Origin of the sequence: Streptomyces sp. NPDC056734, from assembly GCF_042790455.1 — a bacterium.
In the GTDB taxonomy this organism is placed as follows: domain Bacteria; phylum Actinomycetota; class Actinomycetes; order Streptomycetales; family Streptomycetaceae; genus Streptomyces.
Window position 1 is genome coordinate 422224 of sequence record NZ_JBHTZD010000003.1, and the last position, 22623, is coordinate 444846.

The following is a 22623-nucleotide window of genomic DNA, read 5'->3' on the forward strand; positions in this document are numbered from 1 at the left end:
CTCGATGCCGGACGACGCGGCCATGTCGGAGCACGCCGGCGCCATGGGGCCGTGGCTGGCCACGGCATGGGACTGGACTACCGTGGCGCGCGTCGCGGACGTCGGTGGGGGCACGGGCAGCACCTTGCGCGACGTCCTGGCCGGCCACCCCCACCTGCGGGGAACCTTGATCGACCTGCCGGGGACCGTGAGCCGGGCTGAAGCCGGGCTGAGTGGTGACGCCGTGCTGGCGGGCCGTGTGACCATGAGCCCTGGTAGCTTCTTCGACCCGCTGACCGGCGGCCACGACGTTCTGATTCTGGCCCACGTCCTGCATGACTGGGACGACGACGACTGCGTCCGGCTGCTGCGCCGGTGCGCCGAGGCCGTCGCCGACGGCGGAGCCGTCCTCGTGGTCGACCGCGTGGTGGACGAATCCTCCGTACAGGGTCAACTTCCCGTCAGTCAAAGAGACGTGGCGATGCTCCTCCTGCTGGGCGGCAAGGAGCGAACCGAGGACGAGTTCCGGATGCTGGGCAAAGCGGCGGAACTCGGGCTGCGCCGCCCTCCCGTGGCCGCGCCCCACGAGGGGTTGTGCCTCCTGGAGTTCGGCAGGAGCGCAGAGGGCGGCGGATAACGGCGGCGCCCCGCCGTCGCGACTCCCCGCCGCTCCCTGCCGCGTCATCGTTCTCCGCCTTTCACCGCCGGTGGCTCCGCTCCGTCCGCGCGGCCGCGCTCGCCCGCTGCGCCGCCCCCCGACACCGCGTCCACGGGCCCGGCAGACCCGTCCGGGACGTTCACCGGGACGGACCGCACGGTCCACCACACGGCCCCGAGCGCGAGTCCCACCAGGAGGGCGGCCACCGCCGGGAGGAGACCGGCGTCGATGACCACCAGGGCGCCACCCAGACCTCCGCCGACAGCCGCTCCCACATAAGCGGAGCTGCTGTGCAGGGCCATCGCCTGGGTGGCGCCCTCGGGGCCCACCCGGTCGACCATCAGGGCCTGGATGGCGGGGGGCACCGCCCAGGCTGCCGCCGACCACAGCATCAGCAAGGCGGCAACGGGAACGAGCGAGACCGGACGGGCCACCCACAGCAGGCAGAACGCGGCCATCCCGGCGCAGAAGAGTCCGCCTGCCGCGACGAGGGCGCGCAGCGATCCGTACCGGTCGACGAAGCGTCCCGCCAGGCGCGTCCCGAGGAGGCCGCCCGCACCGGAGATCACCAGCAGGAGCGCCAGCTGCCTGCGGGTCACGGAGGCGAGGTCGGTCAGGAAGGGCGCGAGGTACGTCTGGAAGGCGAGGTTGCCCGCGACGGTCACCACGGTGACGAGGAGGACGACGAGGACGGCACGGTTCAGGACGGGGCGCAGCAGCTCCCTGACGCCTGCCGCCGGTTCCGCCGCGGCGGGGGTACTGGGCGCGGTCACCAGGACCAGCAGCAGCGCCGCCGCGCCCAGCGCCCCGGCGAACACGAAGGTCGCCTGCCAGCCGGCGGCGTCGCCGATGTACGTACCGGCGGGGACGCCGATCAGCACCGCGCCGGTCAGTCCGGTCATGACCGTGGCGAGATAGCGGCCACGCCGGTCGGGCGGGGCCGCAGCCGTGGCTGCGGAGAGGGCGGCGGGCAGTACGATGGCTGCGGCGAGCGCCGCACAGAGGCGCAGGGCCATCAGGGCGGGAAAGGACGTGACGAGCGGGACGACAAGGTTGGTGGCCGCGAACACGACGAGCGCTCCGCACAGCGCCCGCTTGCGGTCGGTCCGCACGAGCAGCAGTGCCCATGCCGGGGCGGCCAGTGCGTAGACGAGGGAGTACACGGTCACCAGCTGCCCTGCCGCTCCCTCGCTGACGTGCAGGTCACGGGCGAGGTCGGGGAGGACGCCGATGATGATGAAGTCGTCGGTCTGCACCGCGAAGGCGGCGATCGTCAACGCGTAGAGCCAGAGGGGCGTTTGGCGGAAGGGCACACTCACTCAATAAAGGTAACATGCGTTTCCCTTACGGAGTGTGAGACCGGATGTGAAATGCTGGCAGCACACCGAAGGGCCCCCGGGGCACCCCGGAGTCCGCCGAGACAAGGAGGGCCGACGCCCTGCCCAGACCCGTCAACCCGGACCGCCGCCGCGAGGTGCTCGACGCCGTGATCGCGCATCTCGCCCTCACCGGCATCGGCCAGTTCACCCTGCGCGGCATCGCCGCGGCGCTGGGCCAGAGCACCCGCGTCCTGACACACCACTTCGCGGACAAACGGGAACTGCTCCTCGCCGTCATGCGGCGCCTGGACGAACAGCAGCACGACGCACTACGGACGACAGAAGGCTGGGAGGACCCCTCCGTACCGGTCAGCGCCGTCGTACGGTCGGCCTGGGAGCGCAACCTGGGCGAGGCGGAACTCTCCATGACGCGGCTGATCCGCGAGATCGAAGGACTGGCTGCGGCAGACCGGCTGCCCGCGGCGGTACCGGACTTCGTACGGGGGAGGGCAAAGTTCGTGGCCTCGTGCCTGACACTGCGCGGCGTACCCGAGCGGACGGCGCTGATCACGGCGACGATGCTGAACGCCACATTCGCCGGACTGCAGGCGGACTACCTCACCACCGGCGACGCCGACCGAGCACGGGGCGCACTGGACGAACTCTGCCACTGGCTGGACGCGGCGGTGGAGGCGAGGGCGTAATCGCGGTGAGGAGACACTGCGACCCGCGCACGACGCCGCCCCCCTGAACAGGCATCAGCCCGCCCGTCGGCGCCCCTGCCCTCCCCATCCAAGACCGCCCCGTCTTGCTCGGCCGACCAAACCCGGGGCATGGGCACCTCGCCGCAGCCAGGTTCTCCGCCGCCGGCGCCGATGAGCCTCGCCGAGAACGCACGATGGCGACTTCCCGGACACCAGGTTTTCCGGATTGCCCGCCCCGGCACCCTCCTGCGCTCCCCGAACACCCTCACCGGCCCCGCCCACCGCACCACCGCGGGCATCTACCGCGCCTCCGCCGCCTACTCCGCGCACTCCCCAACCGCACGCCGCGATGTCCTCGCCATCGACGCCGCCCGCTACCAGCAACCCCACGTCGCCGCCCGACTGGCCCGCACCCGTCCCTGGACACCCCGCTGGGCCACCGGAATCCTCGTCAACCCCACTTTCCGCACCATCCTCACCGGTCACACCGACCGGTTGGTGAGGCCGCCGAGCACTGCGGGTGGCCCTGCTACGACGCCGACGAGCAGGACAAGGCCCGGCTGTTGACCACGGCCACCATGCTCCGCGACACGAACCTGGAGATCCTGGCCTTCTCATCCATGTCCCTCCAGGCATGCCACCAGGGCCGTCCCCGGGACGGCCTCGATCTCGCACGGGCCGCCCAGGAACGCGCCGCCCGTATCGGCTCCCCCGTCCTGCAGTCCCTCATCGCAGCCCGCGAAGCCCGCGCCCTGACCCTCCTCGGAGACGGCACGCCGGCCGGAAAGCGGCTCGCCGATGCGATACGGCTGATCGACTGCAAGGCCCACGGCCGGCCCTCCCCCGACTGGGCCGCCTTCCACGGACCGGCAGAGCTGGAGTACTTCCAGGCCCTCATGTACGCGGAGCTGGGCTCCCACGGCCGGGCGGCCCAGTTCCTGCGCGCCGCACTCATCCACCAGGAGACCAGCTACGGCCGCAACCGCGCCCTGTACCGGCTCACCCTGGCAAAAGCCCTCGTGGACGCCGGGGAGGTGGACGAGGCCGCCGAGCATGCCGTAAAGAGTCTGGAGCACCTGGAAGAGGTCGAATCCGGGCGCGTCGCCCGCAAACTGCGGGAGATCACCGGGGCGCTGCGCGGGATCGACGCCGACTCAGCCCGCCAGACCGTCGCGACGCTGGACGAGCACGCACACACGAGGGGAGCCGCGCAATGGCAGAGCTGACGTACGAGCGGTACGACGGCGAGGAGGCCGCCCCCGCCCTCGACGCCTTCCTCCCGGCCTACGAGGAGGTCTACGCCGAACCCCCCTACAGCGAGGGCCCCAGCGACGTCGCCCAGTTCATCGACCGCTACCTCCTCCACGTCCAGCGGGACGGGATGCGCCTGGGCATCGCCCGCGACGGCCGGGAAGTGGTCGGCTTCTCGTACGGCTACCTGCTGCCCGCCGATACCGGGTGGTGGGCCAACATGGACCAGGAACTGGCCGGCGACTTCGTCCGCGAGGACGGCACCCGCACCTGGGTGATCCTGGAACTCGCCGTCCGCAAGCCGTGGAGCCGACGCGGGATCGCCGCCTCCCTCCACACGGCGCTCCTGGACGGCTTGGCCGTCGAGCGCGTCACCCTCACCGTCCGGCCGGAGCCGGAAGCCGCCGCCGCTCAGGCCGCATACCACGCGTGGGGCTACCACCCTGTCGGCACCTCCCACCCCTGGGCAGAAGCCCCCTACTACCGCGCGATGGTCCTGGACCTAGCCTGCCGCACCACGTAGACCCTCGGCCTCGGCCACCACCAGCAGTGTCTCCCCGGGACACTGCCCTCGACCTGGCTGCGCGCGAGGAGACCGAGTGGCACCTCGCCCAGACCTGGCTGGCGTATGCCGGAATTGTGGCCATGCTCCACCGGACCGGCGGTCACGGATCGTCCGTCCGCGCGGGTCGACCATGGCACCTCGTCCCCGGGTGGGGCATGGTGGAGGCCCGGCCCGTCGTCCGTCCCCCCGTGGCTACGGGCCGGGCCTGTGCTCAGCGGGCCAGGGTGACGTCGACCGGCGCGTTCGGGCAGGCGCTCAGGATGTCGGTGAGGGCAGCCCGTTCGGCGGTGTCGATCGCGAGCTGCCAACGGGTTTTGATCACCACCCAGTGGGTGATGTAGGTGCAGCGGTAGCTGGTGGCGGGGGGCTGCCAGGTGGCGGGGTCCTGGTCGGCCTTGGACCGGTTTGAGGCGGCGGACACCGCGATCAGGGCGCGGTCGTCGCCGAGGTCGTTGGCGTACGCCTGCCGTTCCGCCGCGCTCCAGACGGAGGCGCCGGAGTCCCATGATTCGGCGAGGGGGACCAGGTGGTCGATGTCGAGGGCTCGCGCCTGATCGAAGACGGTGTCATCGTAGGGCGAATACCACGAGCCGCCGCTCAGAGTGCAGTTGGCGCCCTGCTCGGGAGCGGTGACCGCTTCCTCCAGGAGAACCTCGGCCCTTGTGGTGCATCCGTCGCGGTCGGCGTCGGTCCAGTGCCGGAACTTGCTGCGCTGGTATCCGGTGCGGTCCTCTGCCTGTACGGGGAGCGCGGCGAGGGCGTCGCGGACGGGCAGGGTGACCGTGTTGCCGGGGGTGGCCTGGTGGGTTCGGACGGCCGGCGCGGAGGCGGTGCCGGCCTGGGCGGCAGTGGCGGGGGCGAGCAGGGCGGCGAGCGCGGCCAGCGCGGAGGCTGCCGCGCCGACGGTCCTGGTGTATCGCACGGTTGGTCCCTTTCGGAGGTCACATATGGGTCGTGATCTTCGTAGCGGCCGTCCAGGGTGCCGGGTGGTGTGATCATGCGTCGGATCACCTGTGGGAGTGGCAGCCGTACCCGTTGTTGTGACAGGTGGGGGAGCGGGTGACGAGTGTGAGTGCGGTTTCGGCGTCCCGCATACAGGGATGGCCGGGAGTGCCGGGGCGGAAGGCTCAGCCGGGCGCTCGGCGATCTCCGCCTTCTCAGTGCCGACCACGAGGGCGTGCGATGGTAGTGCACCGGCGCGTACACGAGCCCCCGGTGAAACCCCTCGGGGCCCTGCCGTCCGGAAAGTCGCCTACCGGCCGCGCTGCGGCTCGATGCGCTCGGCGGCACGGCGCGCATCACCCAGGGCGCGCTTGGCCGCTTCCACCGCCTTGGCCGCGCTCGCCGTATCCGTCTCGGTCCTGGACCGGGCGCGGCGGGCCTCCTGCAGCTCGTGCTCCAGGCGGCGGACCTGATCGGCCGCCTCCCGGGCCTTGCCCTCGGCCGTGGTCTGGGCATGCTGTGCCGTGGCGAGTTCCCGCTCGCGTCGCTGGAGAACGGCGTCGGCCTCCCGCGGCCCAGCGCGGGCCTGTTCGGCTTCGCGGTGGCGCCCTTCGTCGCGTGTGGCGCGATGCTCGGGCGCGGGCGGCTCGGCGGGGGAGGGGCGGTCGGGGATCTCGCGCGGGGCGACGGCCGTGAAATCGACCGTCGTCTCCGGCACCTTGGTGAGCCGGCCTTCGGCCTAGAGCGCGGCGATGTCCGGGCGGGCGAGCACGGCGTGAAGAGTCTGCTCGATCTCGTGGAGCACGGTGTCGCTGACCGGCTGCCCGCTCTCACGGGCCAGGGCGGCGGCGGTACGGGCGAGCGTGGTGATGAGGCGGTGCTGCCGGCGGCCCGCCTCGCGCAGCTGCTCGCGGGCGAGTTGGTTCGCCGCCCAGGCCGCGAGCGGGCTCCATGAGGGTCTCGGCGGCCGTGAGCGCTCTCGGTGACGGCAGCGGACTTGGACATGGACCCTCCTGCACAAGAGAGTGCTGGAGTCCCCACCGGACGCCTACCGTGCCGGCCTCGTCCACCGCCGGGCAACAGACCTCTACAGCTCCATCCCGGCCCAGCACACCCCCGGGTGATTCCGTACTGCCGCATCCGGCCGGCCAGTGTGTCCCACACGAGGATGCGAAGTCCGTCCGCGATCCGCTCGATGGTGTCCAGTGCGGTGATGCCCGTCTTGCCTCGCGCGACGCGGTAGCCCGGAGGCGGACGGCGCACAGTGGCGCTGTGGATGTGGAGGAAGTGACCACGACCCCTGTCCGGTGTGCCTTCCGCCTCCCGCCAGGGGGGTCGGGCGACCTCGGCGTTTGGGTGAGCGGGATGCCGGCGCGGTCCTCGGTCAGATTGCGCCGGAACAGGTCGTAGTCCAGGTAGTACGGGCCTTCGATGGCCTCCGTCGCGAGTGGGTAGCAGTCCGCCGGGAGGTCCGTGGGCCGGTCCGTTCAGCGGTCGTCGGCCTGGGGAGGGCCGTCGGCGCGGAACCGCCGGGCCTGTTCCACGTACCAGTCGATCGCCTCGGGATTGGCCAGGGAGCCACGGTTGACGGTGGTGTTCGGGTCGTGTCCGACGAAGAGTTTCTTGACCGGAACCTCGATCTTCTTGAGGGCGTGGGTGAAGGGCACGCCGGGCGCGGCGATGATGTCGTCCGGAACATGCCGGTGCGAGGTGCGAGGTGCGTTCGCGGATCGTCGCCTTGATCCTGGCCGTGAGCTCGCCGGTGAGACGGGTGCCGTCGTCGAGGACCACGAAGAGCGGCATCCAGTAACCGCCGTCCGGTCGCTCCACCCCGATGACCAGGGCGTCGCGGATCTCGGGCACGGCCCGGAGCGCGGCGTAGATGTCGCCGCTGCCGAGGCGCACCCCCCGTCCGTGGTCGCTGTCACCATCCTCTGTGAACAAAACGCCTCAAGCGCTATGTACTAGTGAGGTCCATGACCTACGTGATTCATGGCGCCACCGGCGCCCAGGGTGCCCCCGTTGTCGCCGCTCTCATCGCTGCGGGCAAGTCCGTAACCGCCCTGACCCGAAACCCGGACGCCGTCGTGGAGGGGGCGCGAGTCGCGACCGTCGGGTACTTATCCGTCGAGGACCTGACTGAGGCCTACCGCGGTGCCGACGGCGTGTTCGTTCATTTGCCCCTGGCCTCGGAAGACGACCGGCGGACCTACGCGCGCAACATCGTCGCCGCCATCCGTGACGCTCGCCCGGCCCGCGTGGTGTCTCCACAAGCGGCGTCCCGATCGACCTTGCCGACGACCACGCGGCGGCGCGGCTGGCCCGCGGCCTGACAGGCACCGGGGTGGCCCACACGTTGATCGCTCCCACGCAGTACCTGGAGAACCTGCTCATGCCCTATGTCATGGACGCCGTGCGTGAGCGGGGTGCGCTGCCCTACCCGATCGCGGCCGACTTTGCCGTCTCCTGGGCGTCGCATCTGGACGTCGCCGATGTCGCGGTCGCCCTGTTCCGCCGCGCGGACGTCACCGGCGTGGTGTCCGTCGGCCAGTACCCCGCGGTCACCGGATCGGACTTGGCCGAGGCGTTCGGATCCCGCCTTCGACGGAACGTGGTGTTCGAGCCGATCACCCCCGACGACTTCCGCGCCTACGTCGCCCCACTGATCGGCGAAGGGCCTGCGGCGGCTGTCGCCGCGGGCTATCAGGCCATGAGCGCTTCCGGGCCTCTCCATCACGGCTGAGAACTCTGCTCAGAGGCTGCTCGGGATCACTCCCCGGACCACCCACCAGTGGCTGGCCCACGTCGGTCTCCAGTAGAGCTTGGTCAGATCGGTGTGACGCTTGGTCCGTCGCGGTGGCAGGTGGGGCGGGCGCCGGTCAAGGTCGTGAGCAGCAGCTGTAGTTTGCGGACGACTACAGAGGCCGGGGTAGGGGTCCGGCCGGCGCCGTTCCTCTTGGGGCCCTGGCCAGTCGTGGCAAGGTGCGCAAGGCGTGGGGCGGAGACGAGAGTGACGTGGCAGTGCCAGCCGTTCCAGGCGCGGCCTTCGGAGTGGGCCGGGCCGAGGGCCTGTTTCATCTCCAGCATGTGAAGCCCCGCATCGGCTGGAAGGAAGCCGCGGTGACGGTCACCGACACCGTTGGAGACCCCGTCACCAGCGATGTGACCGCGGGCCCGAGTGCGACGACGTACGCGCTCAGCGGCGGTCTGGCCGACCTCCTCGCGGGCAAGCCCAACGACGGCTTCACCCTGACCCCCGTCAAGACCAGCTGAACCGGTAGCCGATCCACCGCAAGCGGGCCCGCCCCACAGACACAGGCGGACCCGCCGGTCCAGACCGGAACGAACAAGCCCCAAATCGCTGCTTGGGAAGACCGGGCGCTCAGCAGAGCATCATCGCACGTCGGGTGAGGTACGTCCGCAGCATCTTGAGCACGCAGACGAGCGGCGCCCGGCGGGTCACCTGGCGTCGCTCGGCCCGGGTGGTTCACCGGGCGCCGCGGAGAACGATCCTTCCTTTCGAGTCGGCTCGGGCACCTCGGATGGTGAACCAGCGACTTATCATTAGGTATGCCCAGAGTCAGTGCGGAATTCCGTGAGTGCCGCAGGCGGCAGATCCTCGACGCGGCGGCGATCTGCTTTGCCCGCAAGGGCCTGCACGCCACGTCCATGCCGGACATCTTCGCCGAATCCGGCCTGTCTTCCGGGGCCGTGTACCGGTATTTCTCCGGCAGGCAGGAGATCATCACGGCGCTGCTCGAATCGATCATGCAGCCCGTTCAGTGTGCCTTGCGTGAAGCCGTGTCGAGGGAGCCCGCGCTGACGGTCCCGCAGATCGTCGATCTCATCATTCGCGAGATGGTCACCGTTCTCGACGTCGAGGACGCTTCCTCGCTGATCGTTCAGGTCTGGGCCGAGTCGATGCGCACGCCCCACTTGTACGAGTCGCAGGGGCGCGATATCGCCGACCTGCACGATGCGCTGACACCTCTGTTGGCTCGCCTGACGCCCGAGGGCCGGGTCGACCCCGACGCCTCATGGGCCGTACTCTCGCTCGGCCTCGGCACATTCATCTCCCAGACGGTCCTCAAGTCCAACGCCACCCCCACCCAGACGCTGGTCGACGAACTCCGCACCTTGCTCGCCGCCCCGGAGGCAAGCTGACGTCGCCGGCGGTCCGCGTTAGTTGGGATAGTCCGGCGGAAGGGTCACCGGAGGGGGTGTCGCGCCAGGGTCGATGCCAAGCACGATCGACGCCCGAAAACCGTGCCGGATCGAGGCGTTGCCTCTCAGCGGGGTGACGACCATGGTGGACCCTGGCCCCTTGTCGCCCCACAAGTAGAAGTAGTCCTCGTCGTTGCGGAGCCGGGGGGTCTGGTTCGACACGTAAGGCTCTTCCACGGCGACCCTGTCGTTGATCGACTCGGGGAAGTAGACCTGCCCGGTGTGCGCGACATGGCCGCCGGTGACCGAGTCCGGACCGACGGACGCACCGACAATGGTCTTGACGTGCACATGTAGCGCGCGATCCCAGTACCAGCCGGGATAGATGGACCGGAACCGGACGGAGCCCTGCTGGTCGGTGATCTGTACGCCGCGCAGGAAGGTCTCGTCGTCGGTGGGGGTCGCGTGACCGTTCTCGTCAAGTGGGGGCAGTTCGGACCCTGAGTTGGCGGTGTAGCCGGAGTAGAGGCCTGCGGCGTCGCAGTGCCAGATGTCCACGGCCACGTTCGGCACAGGGCGGCAACTCTTGCTGTCCACGACGGTGAAACCGAGTTCCAGCGGGATACCGACACGGTCTTCCGCAATCGATCGCCTGACCTTGTCGATGTCCAGGTAGTACGGCCCTTCCAGTTCCTCCGGTGACAGTATGCAGGATGGCTCGAAGGTGCGGGTTCGGGCCGTCGCGGCGGCTGCAGTTCCGCCGCTGCTCACCGCGGCAGCGGCTGCCACGCCTAGTCCCGCGCTGCCGAGTGCGGCGAGCAGAGTTCTGCGGGTTCGTATCGGACCGGATCGGGGGTCTGGGGTTTCGGTCACAGTTCAACTCCTCGGCTGTGTGGGTGTGATCGTTGACGGTTCGGGCTCCGGCAACCGTGACCCGAGGTCGCAGCGCGGCACACCCTTTAAAGAGAAAGCTCATTCTCTTGAGAGTTAAGCTAATCGGGCAGCCCTCAACGAGTCAAGCGACAGAAGGGGGATGAGTATCGACGCGGATGGACAGACGCGCCGCCGGGCGGAGTGGTCAACTCCGCTCCCTGCGCGCGTGACTGACCGCTTGTCAGATCCAGGATCCCTTGACCGGTGACCCGGAACACGTCACGGCCGCCGACAGGGTTGACTTCTCCGCGCGCTCGCCTGCCATCGTCCCTCTCGCCGTCGTCGACAGCCGCTCGCCCAGCAACAGCGCGTGGCCGCGTACATCGGGCGGTCTCCAGCCGCTCCCCGTCCTGGTGCCGGTAGACGCGTGAGCGGGGCGAGGGCCTGTTCGAGAACCGCGTCGTGGAGGGCCCGTGGCATGGGCAGGAACGCTCTTGCTGACGCGGGGCCGGCGGTGTTTCCAGTCCTCGGTGACCTGCTCCAGGTTGTCGATGTGCAGGGTGTGCGAGCAGGCCGATCGCTTTGCAGGCGGGGTCGATGACCAGGCCCGGTGTCGGCGGCGGGTACGCATCATCGCAAGTCGGTCCGTGGCCGTGACCGTGCCCTGTGCGGCGAGGCCTTGCAGCTCAGACGCACAACCCAGGGCACTCATCGAACTATTGTGCGTACCCTTCGGTTGGCGGCTTGGCAGTGTCTCGCAGGTGTCCCATGAAGGGGGTATGACGATTCGGCCAGCTGGTCGGTTGTGGCTCAGGGCTCACTGTCGGGATCACGAGTCAGGAGGCTCGGGCTGCCGAGGGTCCCGACGCAGAAATCGGCGAACGCGGTGGCTCGCCGTGTCGGCCGGGCGCTTCGTGGCCATGCCAGCACGATGTCGACGGAGCGGACGTCCTCGGCGATTTCGCGGTACACCAGTGGCGGTCCGGCATAGGTGAACCGGTCCGGTGGCCGCATCAGCAGCACCGAGTACCCGGCGCCGCTCGCGACGAGTGAGCGCACCGACTCGAAGTGGGTCGATACGAACCGGATATTCGGCTCCACTCCGCCCGCGGCGAGTACCTCCCGGAACATCTCCATGCTGGGGGGCATGTCGAGCATGATCATCGGTTCGTCGCGCAGTTCGCGTAGCGAGATCGGCTCGGGCCGTGCGAGGTGGTGGTCCGCCGCCAGCAGTACGTAGGGGCGTACGGTGCGGAGCCGGGTGCGGGTGATGTCGGGCCCGAGGCCCAGGTCGTACATCAGGGCGATCTCGCAGGTGCCCTGCCGCATTCTCTTGATCGTGTCTGTGACGGACCCTTCGAAGAGGTGGAGCGTCACGGCGGGGTGGAGCCGGGGAAACCCCCGGAGGATCTCCGGCATCAGGAACGGCGTGAGGCTCGAGTAGCAGCCCAGCGTCAGATTCCCGCTCACGGTCTGTCCCAGACTGCGGGCGGTCGACTCCACCTCACCGGCGTGCGACAGCAGACTGCGGATCTCCGGCAGTACCTCGCGGGCGGCGCCGGTCAGTTCGATGCCGCGGGATTTTCGGCGCATGAACAGCTGTACGCCCAGGGCGCGTTCGAGATCGTTGATCGCCAGTGAGATGGCGGACTGGGAAATGTGGTGTCGTTCCGCTGCGCCGGCCATCGTGCCTTCTTCGGCCACGGAGACGAAGTAGTCGAGCTGGCGCAAGGTGATGCGGATGCCTCGGGCTGCCATGCACAGAGCATAGATGTGCATCAGATTTTCTCAAGTAGTTCATTCGAAACGTGTGCTTTACGAATGAAGAGGGCCGAAGGAGCCTGTGAAGGGACGACGGCGACCACGTTTGAGGAGTGATCATGGCCAAGGCCACCTTTCACCGCGGCGGCACGGACCTCGACGTCGTGGAGACCGAAGCCGGGACCAGCCTGATGCGGGCCGCACTCCAGCACGGCGTACCTGGCATCGTCGGCGAGTGCGGCGGCCAGGCCATGTGCGCCACCTGTCACGTCTATGTCCGCGACGCCTATCTCACCGCGCTGCCCGCCATGAGCGAGGAAGAGGACGAGATGCTCGACTGCACCGCCACCCCCCGCGATCCCCGCCGCAGCCGTCTCGGCTGCCAACTGCTCGTCGGCGGCGCCCTCGACGGCGTCGAAGTCGACGTGCCCGCCCACCAGGTCTGAGGACCAAGACCGGGAGAGCCGGCCCACCGCAACCGAACCGGGCTGGTGCACCGTGCCCACGTCCGGTCGCCACCGAGCCCGGGTACTCAGCCCCTTCTGCCATCCGGCCGGGCCGCGGCGGCGAGCCGGCCGAGACCACTGGAGTTCCCATGACGACCAGTTCCGACCCCACCGCGGTCACGCCCACGCCCCCGACAGCGACGGCCGCCCCGATCGCCGAGTGGGTCGACCCCAGGGCCATGCTCCGCGACCCTTACACCACCTACGACCGGCTCCGTGCGATGGGACCGGTCGTCAAGGTCCCCGCGCTGGACCGCTACCTGGCCGTGTCGTTCGAGGCGTGCCGTCTCATCGAGGCGGACCAGGCGACGTACTCCGCCGCGGTGTCCGGGAGCGGGGCGACGCTGGTCCGGGCTCTGGGTGCCCGGTCGATGCTCCGCAAGGACGATCCCGAGCACGCCGCTGAACGCGGGGCTGTCAACCCCGTCCTGCGTCCCCGGAACATCCGGGAGACCTGGCTGCCGCGTTTTGAGCGCAGCGCGGAGCGGTACCTGACGGAGCTGCTGGAGCGGGGACCGGACGACGCCGACCTGAACCGGGACTACGCCGCTCCCCTGGCGGCCCGCAATCTGCTCGACATGCTGGGCCTGCACGGCGCGATCCCTGCCGAAATGCACCGGTGGTCGCACGCGTTCATCGCCGGCATCGGCAACCTGCATGACGATCCGGAGATCTGGGCGCGCTGCGACACGGCGCAGCGGGAGGTCGACGGCCTGCTGGACGGGCTGATCCCGCACTACCGGGCCCATCCGGACATGACGATGATCTCCGCCCTGGCCAACGCGGGCCTCGACGAGGACGACATCCGCGCGAACGTCAAGCTCGTCATCTCCGGAGGCATGAACGAGCCCCAGCACATGATCACCAACCTTGTGTGGGCGCTGAGCGCACACCCCGAGCAGCGCGACCGGGTGCTCGCCGACCCGCGGCTGTGGCCCGTCGTGTTCGACGAGACCGTGCGCTGGCTCTCCCCGATCGGCATGTACCCGCGCCAGACGACCAGGGATGTCGTCCTGGAGGGTGTCGAGATCCCGGCGGGCGCGCTGCTCGGGGTTGTGGTCGGCTCCGCCAACCGCGACCCGTCGGTCTTCCACCGGGCCCACACCTACGACATCGCGCGACTCAAGCGGCCCCACCTCGGCTTCGGCAGCGGTGTCCATCTCTGCGCCGGGCACTGGGCCGCACGTATCTCCGTCGGCGAGAGCGGTGTGCCGCTGCTCTACCGGAGGCTGCCCGGACTCAGGACGGATCCCCGCCGCCAGGAGGAGTGGGTCGGCTGGGTGTTCCGCGGGCTCACCTCGCTGCCGGTGACCTGGGACAGGCGATGACGGATCGGCGGTAGACGGAAGGAGCGGCGATGACGGCGGCCACCTCAGCGGGAGGGACCGGCACCCCGCACGTCCCCCAACGAGCCGTCCTGCTGCGCGGACTCGACATCCTCGACTGCTTCGACAGCCGGCAGCCGGTACTCGGCGTCACCACCATCGCCGCACGCACCGGACTGCCCCCGGCGACCGTCTACCGGCTGCTCACCACCCTGCGCGAGTGGGGAGCCGTCGAGCGTGTCGACCGCGGCCGGTACCGGCTCGGACTGAAGCTGTGGCGGCTCGGCTCGGCCGCCCCGCAGGTACGGCAACTGCGCGATGCGGCACTGCCCTTCCTGGAAGACCTCTACGAGGCCACCCATGCCGTGGTGCACCTCGCCGTCCGGGATGGCCACGACACCCTGTACATCGAGAAGATCTCGGGGCGCGGAGCCGTCCCCGTCGCCTCATGCGTGGGCCGCCGCCTCCCGCTGCACGCGACCGGCCCGGGCAAGGTACTCCTCGCGTACGGCCCCCCGGGCGTGTTCGACGATCTCGTTGCCGCCGGCCTGGACCGGCTGGCCTGCGGGACCATCACGGACCCCGGTGAACTGCGCCGGACCCTCGCTGCCATCCGCACCACGGGCCACGCCGTCTCCCGCCAGGAAGCATCGGACAGCACAGCCTCGGTGGCCGCCCCGGTGTTCGGCCCGACGGGCACCGCGGTCGCGAGCATCTCCGTCGTGACACCACTGGGGACGTTCACCCCCCTCGCCTTCGTTCCCGCCGTCCGGGCGGTGGCGAGAGCGGTGTCGCGCGCGCTGGACGCCCCGGGCCGCTCCACGGAGAAGTTTTCCGCTCAGTGAGACGTGGTGCTGTGCCGCAGGGCACGTGCGGCGAATCTCCTGGTGGGGCACGGACGCCCCACCGACTGGGAGGTACCGTATGAGCCTGCTGAGTGACCGGCAGTGGCAGGGAAAGATCTTCGTCAACACCTGGGTGGACGGCGCCGACAGCCGCGACATCGTCGAGCCGGCGACCGGGGACGTGCTGGGATCGCTCGGGCTCGGCTCCCCGGACGACATGCTGCGGGCCGCCCGAGAGGCGGCCCGCGCCCAGAGCGCCTGGGCCGCCCGGCCGCCCCAGGACCGGGCAGAGGTGCTGCGCCGTGCCGGTGACCTGTGGCGCGAGCACGCCGATGACGTAGCCTCCTGGCTGGTCCGCGAGGCGGGGTCGATCCCGGCCAAGGCACAGCTGGAGACCGAATCGGCGGCGCAGCTGTGCTACGAGGCTGCCGCCCTTGCGACCCACCCGAGGGGTGAGGTCCTCGCCTCGGCCGAGCCGCGGTGGAGTGTCGCGCGGCGCACCCCGGTGGGCGTGGTGTCGGTCATCGCCCCGTTCAACTTCCCCCTGATCCTCGCGATCCGCTCGGTCGCTCCCGCGCTGGCCCTCGGCAACGCGGTCCTGCTGAAGCCGGACCCGCGCACGGGGGTGTCCGGCGGGGTGGCCCTGCTGCGGATACTCCAGGCGGCGGGGTTGCCCGACGGCGTGCTCCAACTGGTTCCCGGGGACGCCCGGACCGGAGAGGCAGCGGTGACGGCGCCCGAGGTACGGGTGGTCGCGTTCACCGGCTCGACGGAGGCCGGCCGGGCGGTAGGAGCCCTCGCCGGACAGCACCTGAAGCGGGCACACCTCGAACTCGGCGGCAACAACGCCCTGATCGTGCTCCCCGGGGCGGACGTGCCCGCCGCGGCGTCCGCCGGGGCATTCGGCTCCTTCATGCACCAGGGGCAGATCTGCATGACCACCGGCCGTCATCTGGTGCACGAGTCACTGCACGACGCCTACGTCGAGGCGCTCGCCGAGAAGGCCGGACATCTGCCAGTAGGCAACCCGGCCACCGAGCAGGTAGCCCTGGGACCGATCATCGACCACAGACAGCTGGGCCGGATCGACCGACTGGTGCAGGACACCCTTGTCCAAGGCGCCCGGCTGGCGGCGGGCGGCACCTACGAGGGCCTGTTCTACCGGCCGACCGTGCTGTCCGGCGTCAAGCCCGGCATGCCCGCCTACGCGCAGGAGGTCTTCGGGCCGGTCGCACCTGTCATCCCGTTCGCGTCCGCCGAGGAAGCCATCGCTCTCGCCCGCGACTGCGAGTACGGGCTCTCCCTCGGCATCCTTGGCGACATCGCGCAGGCCATGCGCATCGCCGACGCCGTACCGAGCGGCATCGTGCACATCAACGAGCAGACCGTCGCCGACGAGGCGGTGATCCCCTTCGGCGGGGTCGGCGCCTCGGGCAACGGCTCCCGTGTGGGCGGGGCGACCGCCAACGCCGACGCGTTCACCGAGACCCAGTGGCTCACCATCCGCGGCGACATCGCGCCGTACCCCTTCTAGGGCCAGGCGTCGATCACCCCATGCGTCGATGACGGCCGGGCCGCCGCCGACATCCACCGGGCAAGCACACAGGAGAACCGTGACCAGCCGAACCGTTCGTGACACGACCCTCGACCTGTGGCGCCGGTCGGGGCTGACCAGGATCTTCTCCAATCCGGGATCCACCGAGATCACCCTCCTGACCGACCTGCCCGCCGACTTCGCCTTCGTGCTCGGACTGCACGAGGGCTCCGTCGTCGGCATGGCCACCGGATACGCCCTCGCCCGGGACCGGCCCGCGCTGGTCGTCCTGCACACCACCGCCGGGCTCGGCAACGCCGTCGGCGCCCTCGCCACAGCCCGGGTCAACCGGGCACCCCTGGTCGTGGTCGTCGGCCAGCAGGACCGCCGGCACCTCGCGAACGCGCCCTTCCTCTCCGGACGACTCCGGGACCTGTGCGGGGACTACCCGGTGAGCGTCGCCGAACCGGCAAGGGCCGCCGATGTTCCCGCCACGCTCGCCCAGGCCCAAGCCCTCGCCGTCGCCCGGCGCGGCCCCGCCCTCGTCGTCGTACCGATGAACGACTGGAACGAGCCCTACGACGACGACTTGGAGCTGGCCGCCCCACAGGACGTTCTCACCGCCTGGTCGGTCGACGAGCGGGCCGTCGACCATCTGGCCGGCCGGCTGCGCGAGGCCACCGCCCCGGCGATCGTCGCGGGCGCCGACGCGGACCGTCAGGAGTGCTGGACCGGCCTGGAACGCGTGGCCGACGCGCTGGACTGCCCGGTGTGGCAGGAGCCGTTCGGCGCACGGGCCGGCTTCCGCCAGGACGCGCCCCGCTTCGCCGGGCACCTACCGTCGGACCGGACCCGGCTGAGAGAGGCCCTGGCAGGCCGTGACCTGGTAGTGTTCGTCGGCGCGCCCGCGGTCCGGCAGTACGCGTTCGACCGGGGCAGACTGTTCGCCGAGGGCACCGAGGTGATCGTGGTCGGCGAAGACCTGGACGACCTCGCCACCAGCACCGCCGCCACCGCTGTGCACGGTCCCCTCGGACCGCTGTGCACCGCGCTCGGCCGCCGCTTCGAACAGCGGGCGCCCGCGACCACCTCGTCCGGGCGAGCCCCGGCGACGGCACCGGACCCGGCACAGCCGATGACCGCCGAGGGCGTCTTCGCGATGCTCGCCGAACGGCTCCCGGCGGACACGATCGTGATCGAGGAGTCGCCCTCCACCCGGCTCGCCCTGTCCCGGCACCTTCCCGCACGGCAGCCGCTCGGATTTCTCAGCGCCGCGATGGGCGGGCTCGGCTTCGCCCTGCCCGCGGCGGTGGGCCTGCGGATGGGCCGCCAGGACCGGCCCGTGCTGAGCGTCGTCGGAGACGGCTCCGCGATGTACCAGATACAGGCCCTCTGGTCCGCACAGCACTACTCCGTCGGCGTCTGCTTCATCGTGCTGTCCAACGGCGGCTACGCGATCATGGACCAGCTGGCCGACCGCGCCGGCGGAAAGCCACCGTGGCCAAACACGTTCGGCCTGCGCATCGACGAGATCGCCCGCGGCATGGGCTGCGCCGCGACCAGGGTCGAGAACTACGCCGAACTCGCCATGGCCCTGGCCACCAGCACCGTAGGGCTGGCCTCGGCGTCCCGGCCACAGCTGATCGACATCGTGGTCCGATGACGGCCCGTTCACCAGGCGAGCCGCGAGGGCGGGCATCCTTCGTGAACCCGGCCGGCCCCGGGGTCACAACGCCTTCGCGTGCTCCTTGAGGCTGAAGGAGGGGTCGGCGACCTGTTCCATGGTCGGCCGGTCCCGCACGGCGAGCACGCGCCGCGCCGCCAGGTGATCGGCCGGCCGGTTGAGCGACTCGACCGCAGCCAGCCGTCCCGCACGGAAGCAGAACACGGAGAACCGTCCCCCGGCGCAGTCACCGGCCACGACCGTGCTGTCGCCGTGGCGGACCAGCCCCGCGATCTGCAAACGCAGCGGGCCCTGATGGCTCCAGAACCACGGCACCCTGCTGTAGGCGGCGCCCCCGCCCAGGATCGTGTCGGCCACATGACGGGCCTGGTCGGTCGCGTTCTGCACCGATTCCAGCCGAAGTCTGCTCCCGTCGGCGCCGCCCGGGAAGCTCGCACAGTCGCCGACCGCGTACACGGCCCGGTCGGCAGTGCGCAGCCCGCCGTCCACGACGACGCCGTTGTCGACAGCCAGCCCAGCGGCGCGTGCCAACTCGTCCCGGGGACGCACGCCGACACCCAGGAGCACGGCGTCGGCCGGGTACTCCCGGCCGCTGGTGCCGCTCACGGCGACCACCGATCCGGACCGGCAGGTGATCGCCGCCAGGCCCTCGCCGAGCCGCAGCTCGGTCCCCATACGCCGGTGCGCGTCGGCCAAGTGCCCGGACATCGACGGGGACAACGCCCGCGCCATGGGCCGGCCGGCGGCCTCCAGCACGGTCACGGCGACACCGCGCCCCCGTGCGGCGGCGGCCACCTCCAGTCCGATGAAACCGGCGCCGACCACGACGACCGTACGGGCGGAGGCCAACGCCTGCCGCAGGCTCCCGGCGTCCGCCAGGGTCCGCAGCTCGTGCACCCCGTTCGCGTCGATGCCGGGCACATCGAGGCGTCGGGACTCGGCTCCGGTCGCCAGGACCAGGGCCGAGTAGCGCAGCGTCTCACCGTTGTCGAGGCGCACCCGGTGCGCCGCCCGGTCCAGGGCCGTCACCCGGACTCCGGTGCGCAGATCGATCCGGTGCGTGCCGTAGAAGCGTTCGGCGCGCAGCGGAAGCGCCACCGGGTTCTGGCCGTCGGCGAGGAACTCCTTCGACAGCTGCGGCCGTTGGTAGGGCAGTACCTGCTCGTCACCGATGACGGTCAGTGCCCCCTCGTACCCCCGGTCGCGCAGTGAGTCGGCGACCTGGATCCCTGCCTGACCGGCGCCGACCACCACCACGTGCGGGTGGGCATGGGTCTCTTCCACGGCGTGGCCTCAGATCCGCCCGGTCCGGCTGCCGGGCGCGCTGCCGTCGTGGTGGTGGATGACCTTCGTCATGAACGCTCCTCAAGCGGGCCGGTCACTGCTCCGGCCGTGGCGACGGATGCTTTCGACCAGCGTCGGCCGCCCGGCTTCATTCGTAAAGCACGCATTCCCGAGGAACTACTTGAGGAAAACTCTTCAGCGCTGCCAGGCGAGAGTCGCGACGGTCAGGGCCTGGATGCCGGTGTTCAGGGCGGGTTCGAGGACCGGGGCGAACTCGGGGGAGTGATCGCAGGGTTCCAGCCGCCCCGCGCGCCGGACCGCGGGCGTGCTCTCCGTCTCCAGTCCGCCCCAGAACCAGCCGCCGGCCGGTGGGACCGCGGCCGTGCCGAACAGCCCGGCATCCTCGCTGGCGTTGAGCGGCGGCAGGGGCATCAGCCGCAGTCCACCGAAGGTGCCGGCGAAGGCGGCCAGGGTTCGTGCGGTCGCGTCCGGGTCGCTGATCAGCCGGGGAACGCTGTTCACCCAGTCGATCCCAGTTCCTTCGGCGCTGCGCCGGCGGCCGACTCGGCGCGGACGACACGTTCGATCGCGGAGCAGACCAGCGCCCGCTCCGCGGAGTACGGGGCGCACACTGATGCCGAGTTCAGCGGTGTCGGGGATGTTGTTGCCCTCCGTGCCGCCTGGAGACGGCCGACAGTCATCACGATCGCCTCGTGCGGCGGGACCTCCCGCGCCACGATCCCCTGCAGCCGGGTCACGACGTGTGCGGCCATCAGAGCCTGGCAGGCCGGTGACCACCCGCGACATCTGATCGACGCGGATCAGCAGTTCGCGCACGTCGTGAGGGCCACGATACTCCGGCCGACCAGGCGGAAGGGGCCCAGGGGACGGGCAGCCCGACTCCGTAAGGTTCATCGCCGGTGACCCACAGCCTCCGGGCCGCTGCGGCGAGAGGGTCCAGCGTGAACCGAGCCAGGCGCCGACGCACGACATCCTCCGGGATGCCCGCCTGCGCGAGCAGCGGGAGGGGCATCCTCGCCGCCCGTTTCGAAGGTTCTCAGCAGGTGCTGCACCAGGTGAATGGGCATGGCGTCGTCGGCCACGGGACCACCCTGCTGATGCCGGGGCACAGGCTTCGTCCCCGCCGAAGCGGTGACTTGCCGCCGGTCCACGACCGCAGGTGACAGCATCCTGCCCCGCCGGGCGGGCCTGTCAGTGCTGGGCCCGGGACAGGCTGTGCCCCTCTCCCCCACGCTCAGTCGGGTCTCCAGGAGGAAAATTCACCAAGGGACCTTGACACTTTTTGAGTGTCTTCTAGTGTGAGGGGCAAGGCCCGATCGTGGTGCGAACCGCTGGTCGCGGCATCGTTTCTGGGAAAAGCGGGGACAGGATGCGCCTTGCGCGATACTCCGGCCATGCAGGCTCCAGGCTAGGGGCGGTGACGGACACGGGCGACGTCGTTCCCCTGCCGTGGCAGTCGTTCGACGAACTGTTCGCAGCGGACGATCCTGCGGCCGAGGTGGCGGCGGTGCGACCGGAAATCGAGGCCGCGGTCACCCCGGAGCGGCTGCTGGCCCCGGTCGTGCACAGGCCACAGATCATCGGGACGGGCGGCAACTACGCGGATCACACCACAGAGGCGAGGCAGGCGATCCAGATCTCCGAGCCGGTGTTCCTGCCCTACCTGTGGGGCGCCGTCATCGGGCCCCGGGAGAGCATCGTCATCCCCTACCCGGACAGTAAGACCGACTACGAGGTGGAGCTCGCCGTGGTCATCGGGCGAACTGCCAAGCACCTCACCGAAGAAGACGCCATGGAACACGTCTTCGGCTACACCGTGGTCAACGACGTCAGCGCCCGCGCGGTCATGGAACGCGAGAAGTACCAGGTCATGCTGTGCAAATCGATCGACACCTACATGCCCGTCGGACCGTACGTGGTCACCAAGGACGAGATCCCGGACCCCTACGCCCTGGGCATAGCGACCTACCTCAACGGCGAGGCGCGCCAGAAGTCGGTCACCGGTGCCATGACGCACCGGATTCCCCGGCTGCTGACGACGCTCACCCGCAGCGTCACCCTGCACCCGGGCGACATCGTCAGCACAGGCACACCAGGAGGCGTGGGCTTCTTCCGGACGCCGCAGGAGTTCATGCGGCCGGGAGACGTCATCACCGCCGAGGTGGAGGGGGTCGGCCGCCTGACCAATACCGTCGTCGCCGGGTGGTGAGCCTTGGGGGGCGGCGCAGCCAGATCGTATGTCGGTTAGTCTCTTGGTGACTTTTGGGGCTCCGGCATACGGGGATTCCCCGGCCGGCGACGCGTGTGATGAGGAAGTGACCTGTTGGGAACACGGAAGGCACCAAGCACAGGGCTGGAGCCGCTCGCGGCGTCAGCGAGCCAGGTCGGTCGGCCACGGGTATCGGACCAGGTCATCCGGCAACTCCTGACAAAGATCGCCTCCGGGGCGCTGCCCCGCAAGAGCAAACTCCCGACGGAGCGGGAGCTGGCGAGCTTGTACGGTGTGAGCACGCCGACCATCCGCGAGGCGCTTCGCGCGCTGGGTGCCATGGGCGTGATCGAGGTCCGGCACGGTAGCGGCGCGCATGTCGCCGCCACCCCCGCCGGCATCCTGAACAACCCACTCACGATGCTGGTGCAGATGGAGAACGTCGGCGTCCAGGACCTGATCGGCCTGCTGCGCGTGCTCAACCTCTATGTCGCCGAACTGGCGGTCAAGCAGGCGACGGACGAGGACATCGCCACGGTGTCCGCGGCGGCTGTAGCAACCGCCCGGTGCGAGACCGTGGAGGACGTCACCGCGACGGTACCGGCCTTCCTCATCGCCCTGGTGGCCACAGCCCACCAGCCGTTGCTGGACGCGATCTGCGGCTTCCTCATCAACCTCATCGTCCGACTGGAGACCGCCAACTTCGGCAGCCGGTCCCCCCGCTACTGGAAGCGCTGGGCCGCGGAGACCTCGGTCCTGCGCAAGGACGTGGCCGCCGCCCTGGAGCAGCGGGACCGCGAATGGCTGATCGCCTCGGTCAACCGGCTGCATGCCCACGTCAGCAAGAGAATCTCCGCGAACCCGGAGCTGAGCCGCGCCCGCATGTCCGACCCGGGGATCGCACCGCTGGTCTCCGAGGCATTCTCCAGCTGAGGGCAGTCCAGCAGTCCTTCCTCCCACCGGCCCACGGTGGGAGGAAGGACGCCGGCCCCAGACCGG

Annotated in this window: 25 protein-coding genes; 16 read left to right on the forward strand and 9 right to left on the reverse strand. The window is 70.3% G+C overall.

The window, feature by feature from the left end:
• Positions 1 to 22: 22 nt before the first annotated feature.
• Entirely contained in the window at positions 23 to 616 is a 594-nt protein-coding gene (locus ACFRFC_RS06200; protein WP_382691993.1) for a methyltransferase, read from the forward strand.
• 44 nt (positions 617 to 660) lie between these two features.
• Here ACFRFC_RS06200 and ACFRFC_RS06205 read toward each other — a convergent pair whose 3' ends face one another.
• On the reverse strand, positions 661 to 1956 hold the full coding sequence (locus tag ACFRFC_RS06205; RefSeq protein WP_382691992.1) for an MFS transporter: 1296 nt from the start codon (positions 1954 to 1956) through the stop codon (positions 661 to 663).
• Positions 1957 to 2123: 167 nt separating this feature from the next.
• On the opposite strand from ACFRFC_RS06205, the gene ACFRFC_RS06210 reads away from it, so the two are divergent.
• From ACFRFC_RS06210 to ACFRFC_RS06225, 4 genes are all read left to right on the forward strand, one after another.
• Positions 2124 to 2660 carry a TetR/AcrR family transcriptional regulator gene (locus ACFRFC_RS06210; protein ID WP_382691991.1) on the forward strand — a complete coding sequence of 179 codons (537 nt, stop codon included), beginning with the start codon at positions 2124 to 2126 and terminating at the stop codon, positions 2658 to 2660.
• 171 nt (positions 2661 to 2831) lie between these two features.
• Complete coding sequence (locus ACFRFC_RS06215; RefSeq protein ID WP_382691990.1) at positions 2832 to 3227, forward strand: hypothetical protein; 396 nt, start codon at positions 2832 to 2834, stop codon at positions 3225 to 3227.
• 11 nt (positions 3228 to 3238) lie between these two features.
• Positions 3239 to 3886, forward strand: coding sequence for a hypothetical protein (locus tag ACFRFC_RS06220; protein WP_382691989.1), 648 nt, complete (start codon positions 3239 to 3241; stop codon positions 3884 to 3886).
• A complete protein-coding gene (locus tag ACFRFC_RS06225; protein WP_382691988.1) occupies positions 3874 to 4434 on the forward strand; it encodes a GNAT family N-acetyltransferase in 561 nt (186 codons plus the stop codon). The genes ACFRFC_RS06220 and ACFRFC_RS06225 overlap by 13 nt, the downstream gene beginning before the upstream one ends.
• 253 nt (positions 4435 to 4687) lie before the next feature.
• Here the strand turns inward: ACFRFC_RS06225 and ACFRFC_RS06230 are convergent, their stop codons facing one another.
• The 4 genes from ACFRFC_RS06230 to ACFRFC_RS06245 all read right to left on the reverse strand — a co-directional run bounded on the left by ACFRFC_RS06230 (position 4688) and on the right by ACFRFC_RS06245 (position 7085).
• Positions 4688 to 5398: an HNH endonuclease family protein gene (locus ACFRFC_RS06230; protein WP_382691987.1), complete on the reverse strand. Its 711-nt coding sequence runs from the start codon at positions 5396 to 5398 to the stop codon at positions 4688 to 4690.
• Between the two features lie 330 nt (positions 5399 to 5728).
• On the reverse strand, positions 5729 to 6136 hold the full coding sequence (locus ACFRFC_RS06235) for a hypothetical protein (protein WP_382691986.1): 408 nt from the start codon (positions 6134 to 6136) through the stop codon (positions 5729 to 5731).
• A 21-nt stretch (positions 6137 to 6157) separates the two neighbouring features.
• On the reverse strand, positions 6158 to 6439 hold the full coding sequence (locus ACFRFC_RS06240) for a hypothetical protein (protein ID WP_382691985.1): 282 nt from the start codon (positions 6437 to 6439) through the stop codon (positions 6158 to 6160).
• 466 nt (positions 6440 to 6905) lie between these two features.
• Positions 6906 to 7085, reverse strand: a complete 180-nt coding sequence (locus ACFRFC_RS06245) for a hypothetical protein (RefSeq protein ID WP_382691984.1) — start codon at positions 7083 to 7085, stop codon at positions 6906 to 6908.
• A 309-nt stretch (positions 7086 to 7394) separates the two neighbouring features.
• On the opposite strand from ACFRFC_RS06245, the gene ACFRFC_RS06250 reads away from it, so the two are divergent.
• From ACFRFC_RS06250 to ACFRFC_RS06265, 4 genes are all read left to right on the forward strand, one after another.
• The gene (locus tag ACFRFC_RS06250; RefSeq protein ID WP_382691983.1) at positions 7395 to 7751 is read left to right on the forward strand and encodes an SDR family oxidoreductase; all 357 of its coding nucleotides are present in this window, start codon (positions 7395 to 7397) and stop codon (positions 7749 to 7751) included.
• Positions 7752 to 7774: 23 nt separating this feature from the next.
• Complete coding sequence (locus tag ACFRFC_RS06255) at positions 7775 to 8161, forward strand: hypothetical protein (protein ID WP_382691982.1); 387 nt, start codon at positions 7775 to 7777, stop codon at positions 8159 to 8161.
• A gap of 272 nt (positions 8162 to 8433) precedes the next feature.
• Positions 8434 to 8691: a hypothetical protein gene (locus tag ACFRFC_RS06260; RefSeq protein ID WP_382691981.1), complete on the forward strand. Its 258-nt coding sequence runs from the start codon at positions 8434 to 8436 to the stop codon at positions 8689 to 8691.
• A gap of 297 nt (positions 8692 to 8988) precedes the next feature.
• Positions 8989 to 9582 (forward strand): TetR/AcrR family transcriptional regulator, encoded by a 594-nt coding sequence (locus ACFRFC_RS06265; RefSeq protein ID WP_382691980.1) that lies wholly within the window; start codon positions 8989 to 8991, stop codon positions 9580 to 9582.
• 18 nt (positions 9583 to 9600) lie between these two features.
• Here the strand turns inward: ACFRFC_RS06265 and ACFRFC_RS06270 are convergent, their stop codons facing one another.
• A complete protein-coding gene (locus ACFRFC_RS06270) occupies positions 9601 to 10371 on the reverse strand; it encodes an intradiol ring-cleavage dioxygenase (RefSeq protein WP_382691979.1) in 771 nt (256 codons plus the stop codon).
• Between the two features lie 894 nt (positions 10372 to 11265).
• Positions 11266 to 12213 (reverse strand): LysR family transcriptional regulator, encoded by a 948-nt coding sequence (locus tag ACFRFC_RS06275; protein ID WP_382691978.1) that lies wholly within the window; start codon positions 12211 to 12213, stop codon positions 11266 to 11268.
• A 122-nt stretch (positions 12214 to 12335) separates the two neighbouring features.
• Between ACFRFC_RS06275 and ACFRFC_RS06280 the strand changes: the two genes are divergently transcribed.
• The 5 genes from ACFRFC_RS06280 (at position 12336) to ACFRFC_RS06300 (ending at position 18089) form a co-directional block, all read left to right on the forward strand.
• Positions 12336 to 12662, forward strand: coding sequence for a 2Fe-2S iron-sulfur cluster-binding protein (locus ACFRFC_RS06280; protein WP_382691977.1), 327 nt, complete (start codon positions 12336 to 12338; stop codon positions 12660 to 12662).
• Between the two features lie 149 nt (positions 12663 to 12811).
• Positions 12812 to 14050 (forward strand): cytochrome P450, encoded by a 1239-nt coding sequence (locus tag ACFRFC_RS06285; protein WP_382691976.1) that lies wholly within the window; start codon positions 12812 to 12814, stop codon positions 14048 to 14050.
• 29 nt (positions 14051 to 14079) lie between these two features.
• Positions 14080 to 14892 (forward strand): IclR family transcriptional regulator, encoded by an 813-nt coding sequence (locus tag ACFRFC_RS06290; protein ID WP_382691975.1) that lies wholly within the window; start codon positions 14080 to 14082, stop codon positions 14890 to 14892.
• Positions 14893 to 14971: 79 nt separating this feature from the next.
• Entirely contained in the window at positions 14972 to 16426 is a 1455-nt protein-coding gene (locus tag ACFRFC_RS06295) for a benzaldehyde dehydrogenase (protein WP_382691974.1), read from the forward strand.
• Positions 16427 to 16505: 79 nt separating this feature from the next.
• On the forward strand, positions 16506 to 18089 hold the full coding sequence (locus ACFRFC_RS06300; protein ID WP_382691973.1) for a thiamine pyrophosphate-dependent enzyme: 1584 nt from the start codon (positions 16506 to 16508) through the stop codon (positions 18087 to 18089).
• 63 nt (positions 18090 to 18152) lie between these two features.
• On the opposite strand, the gene ACFRFC_RS06305 is transcribed toward ACFRFC_RS06300, so the two are convergent.
• Together ACFRFC_RS06305 and ACFRFC_RS06310 are read right to left on the reverse strand one after the other, a co-directional pair.
• The gene (locus tag ACFRFC_RS06305) at positions 18153 to 19394 is read right to left on the reverse strand and encodes an NAD(P)/FAD-dependent oxidoreductase (protein ID WP_382691972.1); all 1242 of its coding nucleotides are present in this window, start codon (positions 19392 to 19394) and stop codon (positions 18153 to 18155) included.
• A 195-nt stretch (positions 19395 to 19589) separates the two neighbouring features.
• On the reverse strand, positions 19590 to 19916 hold the full coding sequence (locus ACFRFC_RS06310; RefSeq protein WP_382691971.1) for a hypothetical protein: 327 nt from the start codon (positions 19914 to 19916) through the stop codon (positions 19590 to 19592).
• Positions 19917 to 20832: 916 nt separating this feature from the next.
• Here ACFRFC_RS06310 and ACFRFC_RS06315 point away from each other — a divergent pair.
• Both ACFRFC_RS06315 and ACFRFC_RS06320 read left to right on the forward strand, forming a co-directional pair.
• Entirely contained in the window at positions 20833 to 21624 is a 792-nt protein-coding gene (locus ACFRFC_RS06315; RefSeq protein WP_382691970.1) for a fumarylacetoacetate hydrolase family protein, read from the forward strand.
• A 114-nt stretch (positions 21625 to 21738) separates the two neighbouring features.
• Complete coding sequence (locus ACFRFC_RS06320; RefSeq protein ID WP_382691969.1) at positions 21739 to 22557, forward strand: FadR/GntR family transcriptional regulator; 819 nt, start codon at positions 21739 to 21741, stop codon at positions 22555 to 22557.
• Positions 22558 to 22623: the final 66 nt, after the last annotated feature.

Coding starts and splice junctions, on each gene's coding strand:
- ACFRFC_RS06200 (WP_382691993.1), top strand. CDS start 23: ATGTCGGAGCACGCCGGCGCCATGGGGCCGTGGCTGGCCACGGCATGG.
- ACFRFC_RS06280 (WP_382691977.1), top strand. CDS start 12,336: ATGGCCAAGGCCACCTTTCACCGCGGCGGCACGGACCTCGACGTCGTG.
- ACFRFC_RS06250 (WP_382691983.1), top strand. CDS start 7,395: ATGACCTACGTGATTCATGGCGCCACCGGCGCCCAGGGTGCCCCCGTT.
- ACFRFC_RS06225 (WP_382691988.1), top strand. CDS start 3,874: ATGGCAGAGCTGACGTACGAGCGGTACGACGGCGAGGAGGCCGCCCCC.
- ACFRFC_RS06285 (WP_382691976.1), top strand. CDS start 12,812: ATGACGACCAGTTCCGACCCCACCGCGGTCACGCCCACGCCCCCGACA.
- ACFRFC_RS06265 (WP_382691980.1), top strand. CDS start 8,989: ATGCCCAGAGTCAGTGCGGAATTCCGTGAGTGCCGCAGGCGGCAGATC.
- ACFRFC_RS06215 (WP_382691990.1), top strand. CDS start 2,832: ATGAGCCTCGCCGAGAACGCACGATGGCGACTTCCCGGACACCAGGTT.
- ACFRFC_RS06220 (WP_382691989.1), top strand. CDS start 3,239: ATGCTCCGCGACACGAACCTGGAGATCCTGGCCTTCTCATCCATGTCC.
- ACFRFC_RS06290 (WP_382691975.1), top strand. CDS start 14,080: ATGACGGCGGCCACCTCAGCGGGAGGGACCGGCACCCCGCACGTCCCC.
- ACFRFC_RS06275 (WP_382691978.1), bottom strand. CDS start 12,213: ATGGCAGCCCGAGGCATCCGCATCACCTTGCGCCAGCTCGACTACTTC.
- ACFRFC_RS06295 (WP_382691974.1), top strand. CDS start 14,972: ATGAGCCTGCTGAGTGACCGGCAGTGGCAGGGAAAGATCTTCGTCAAC.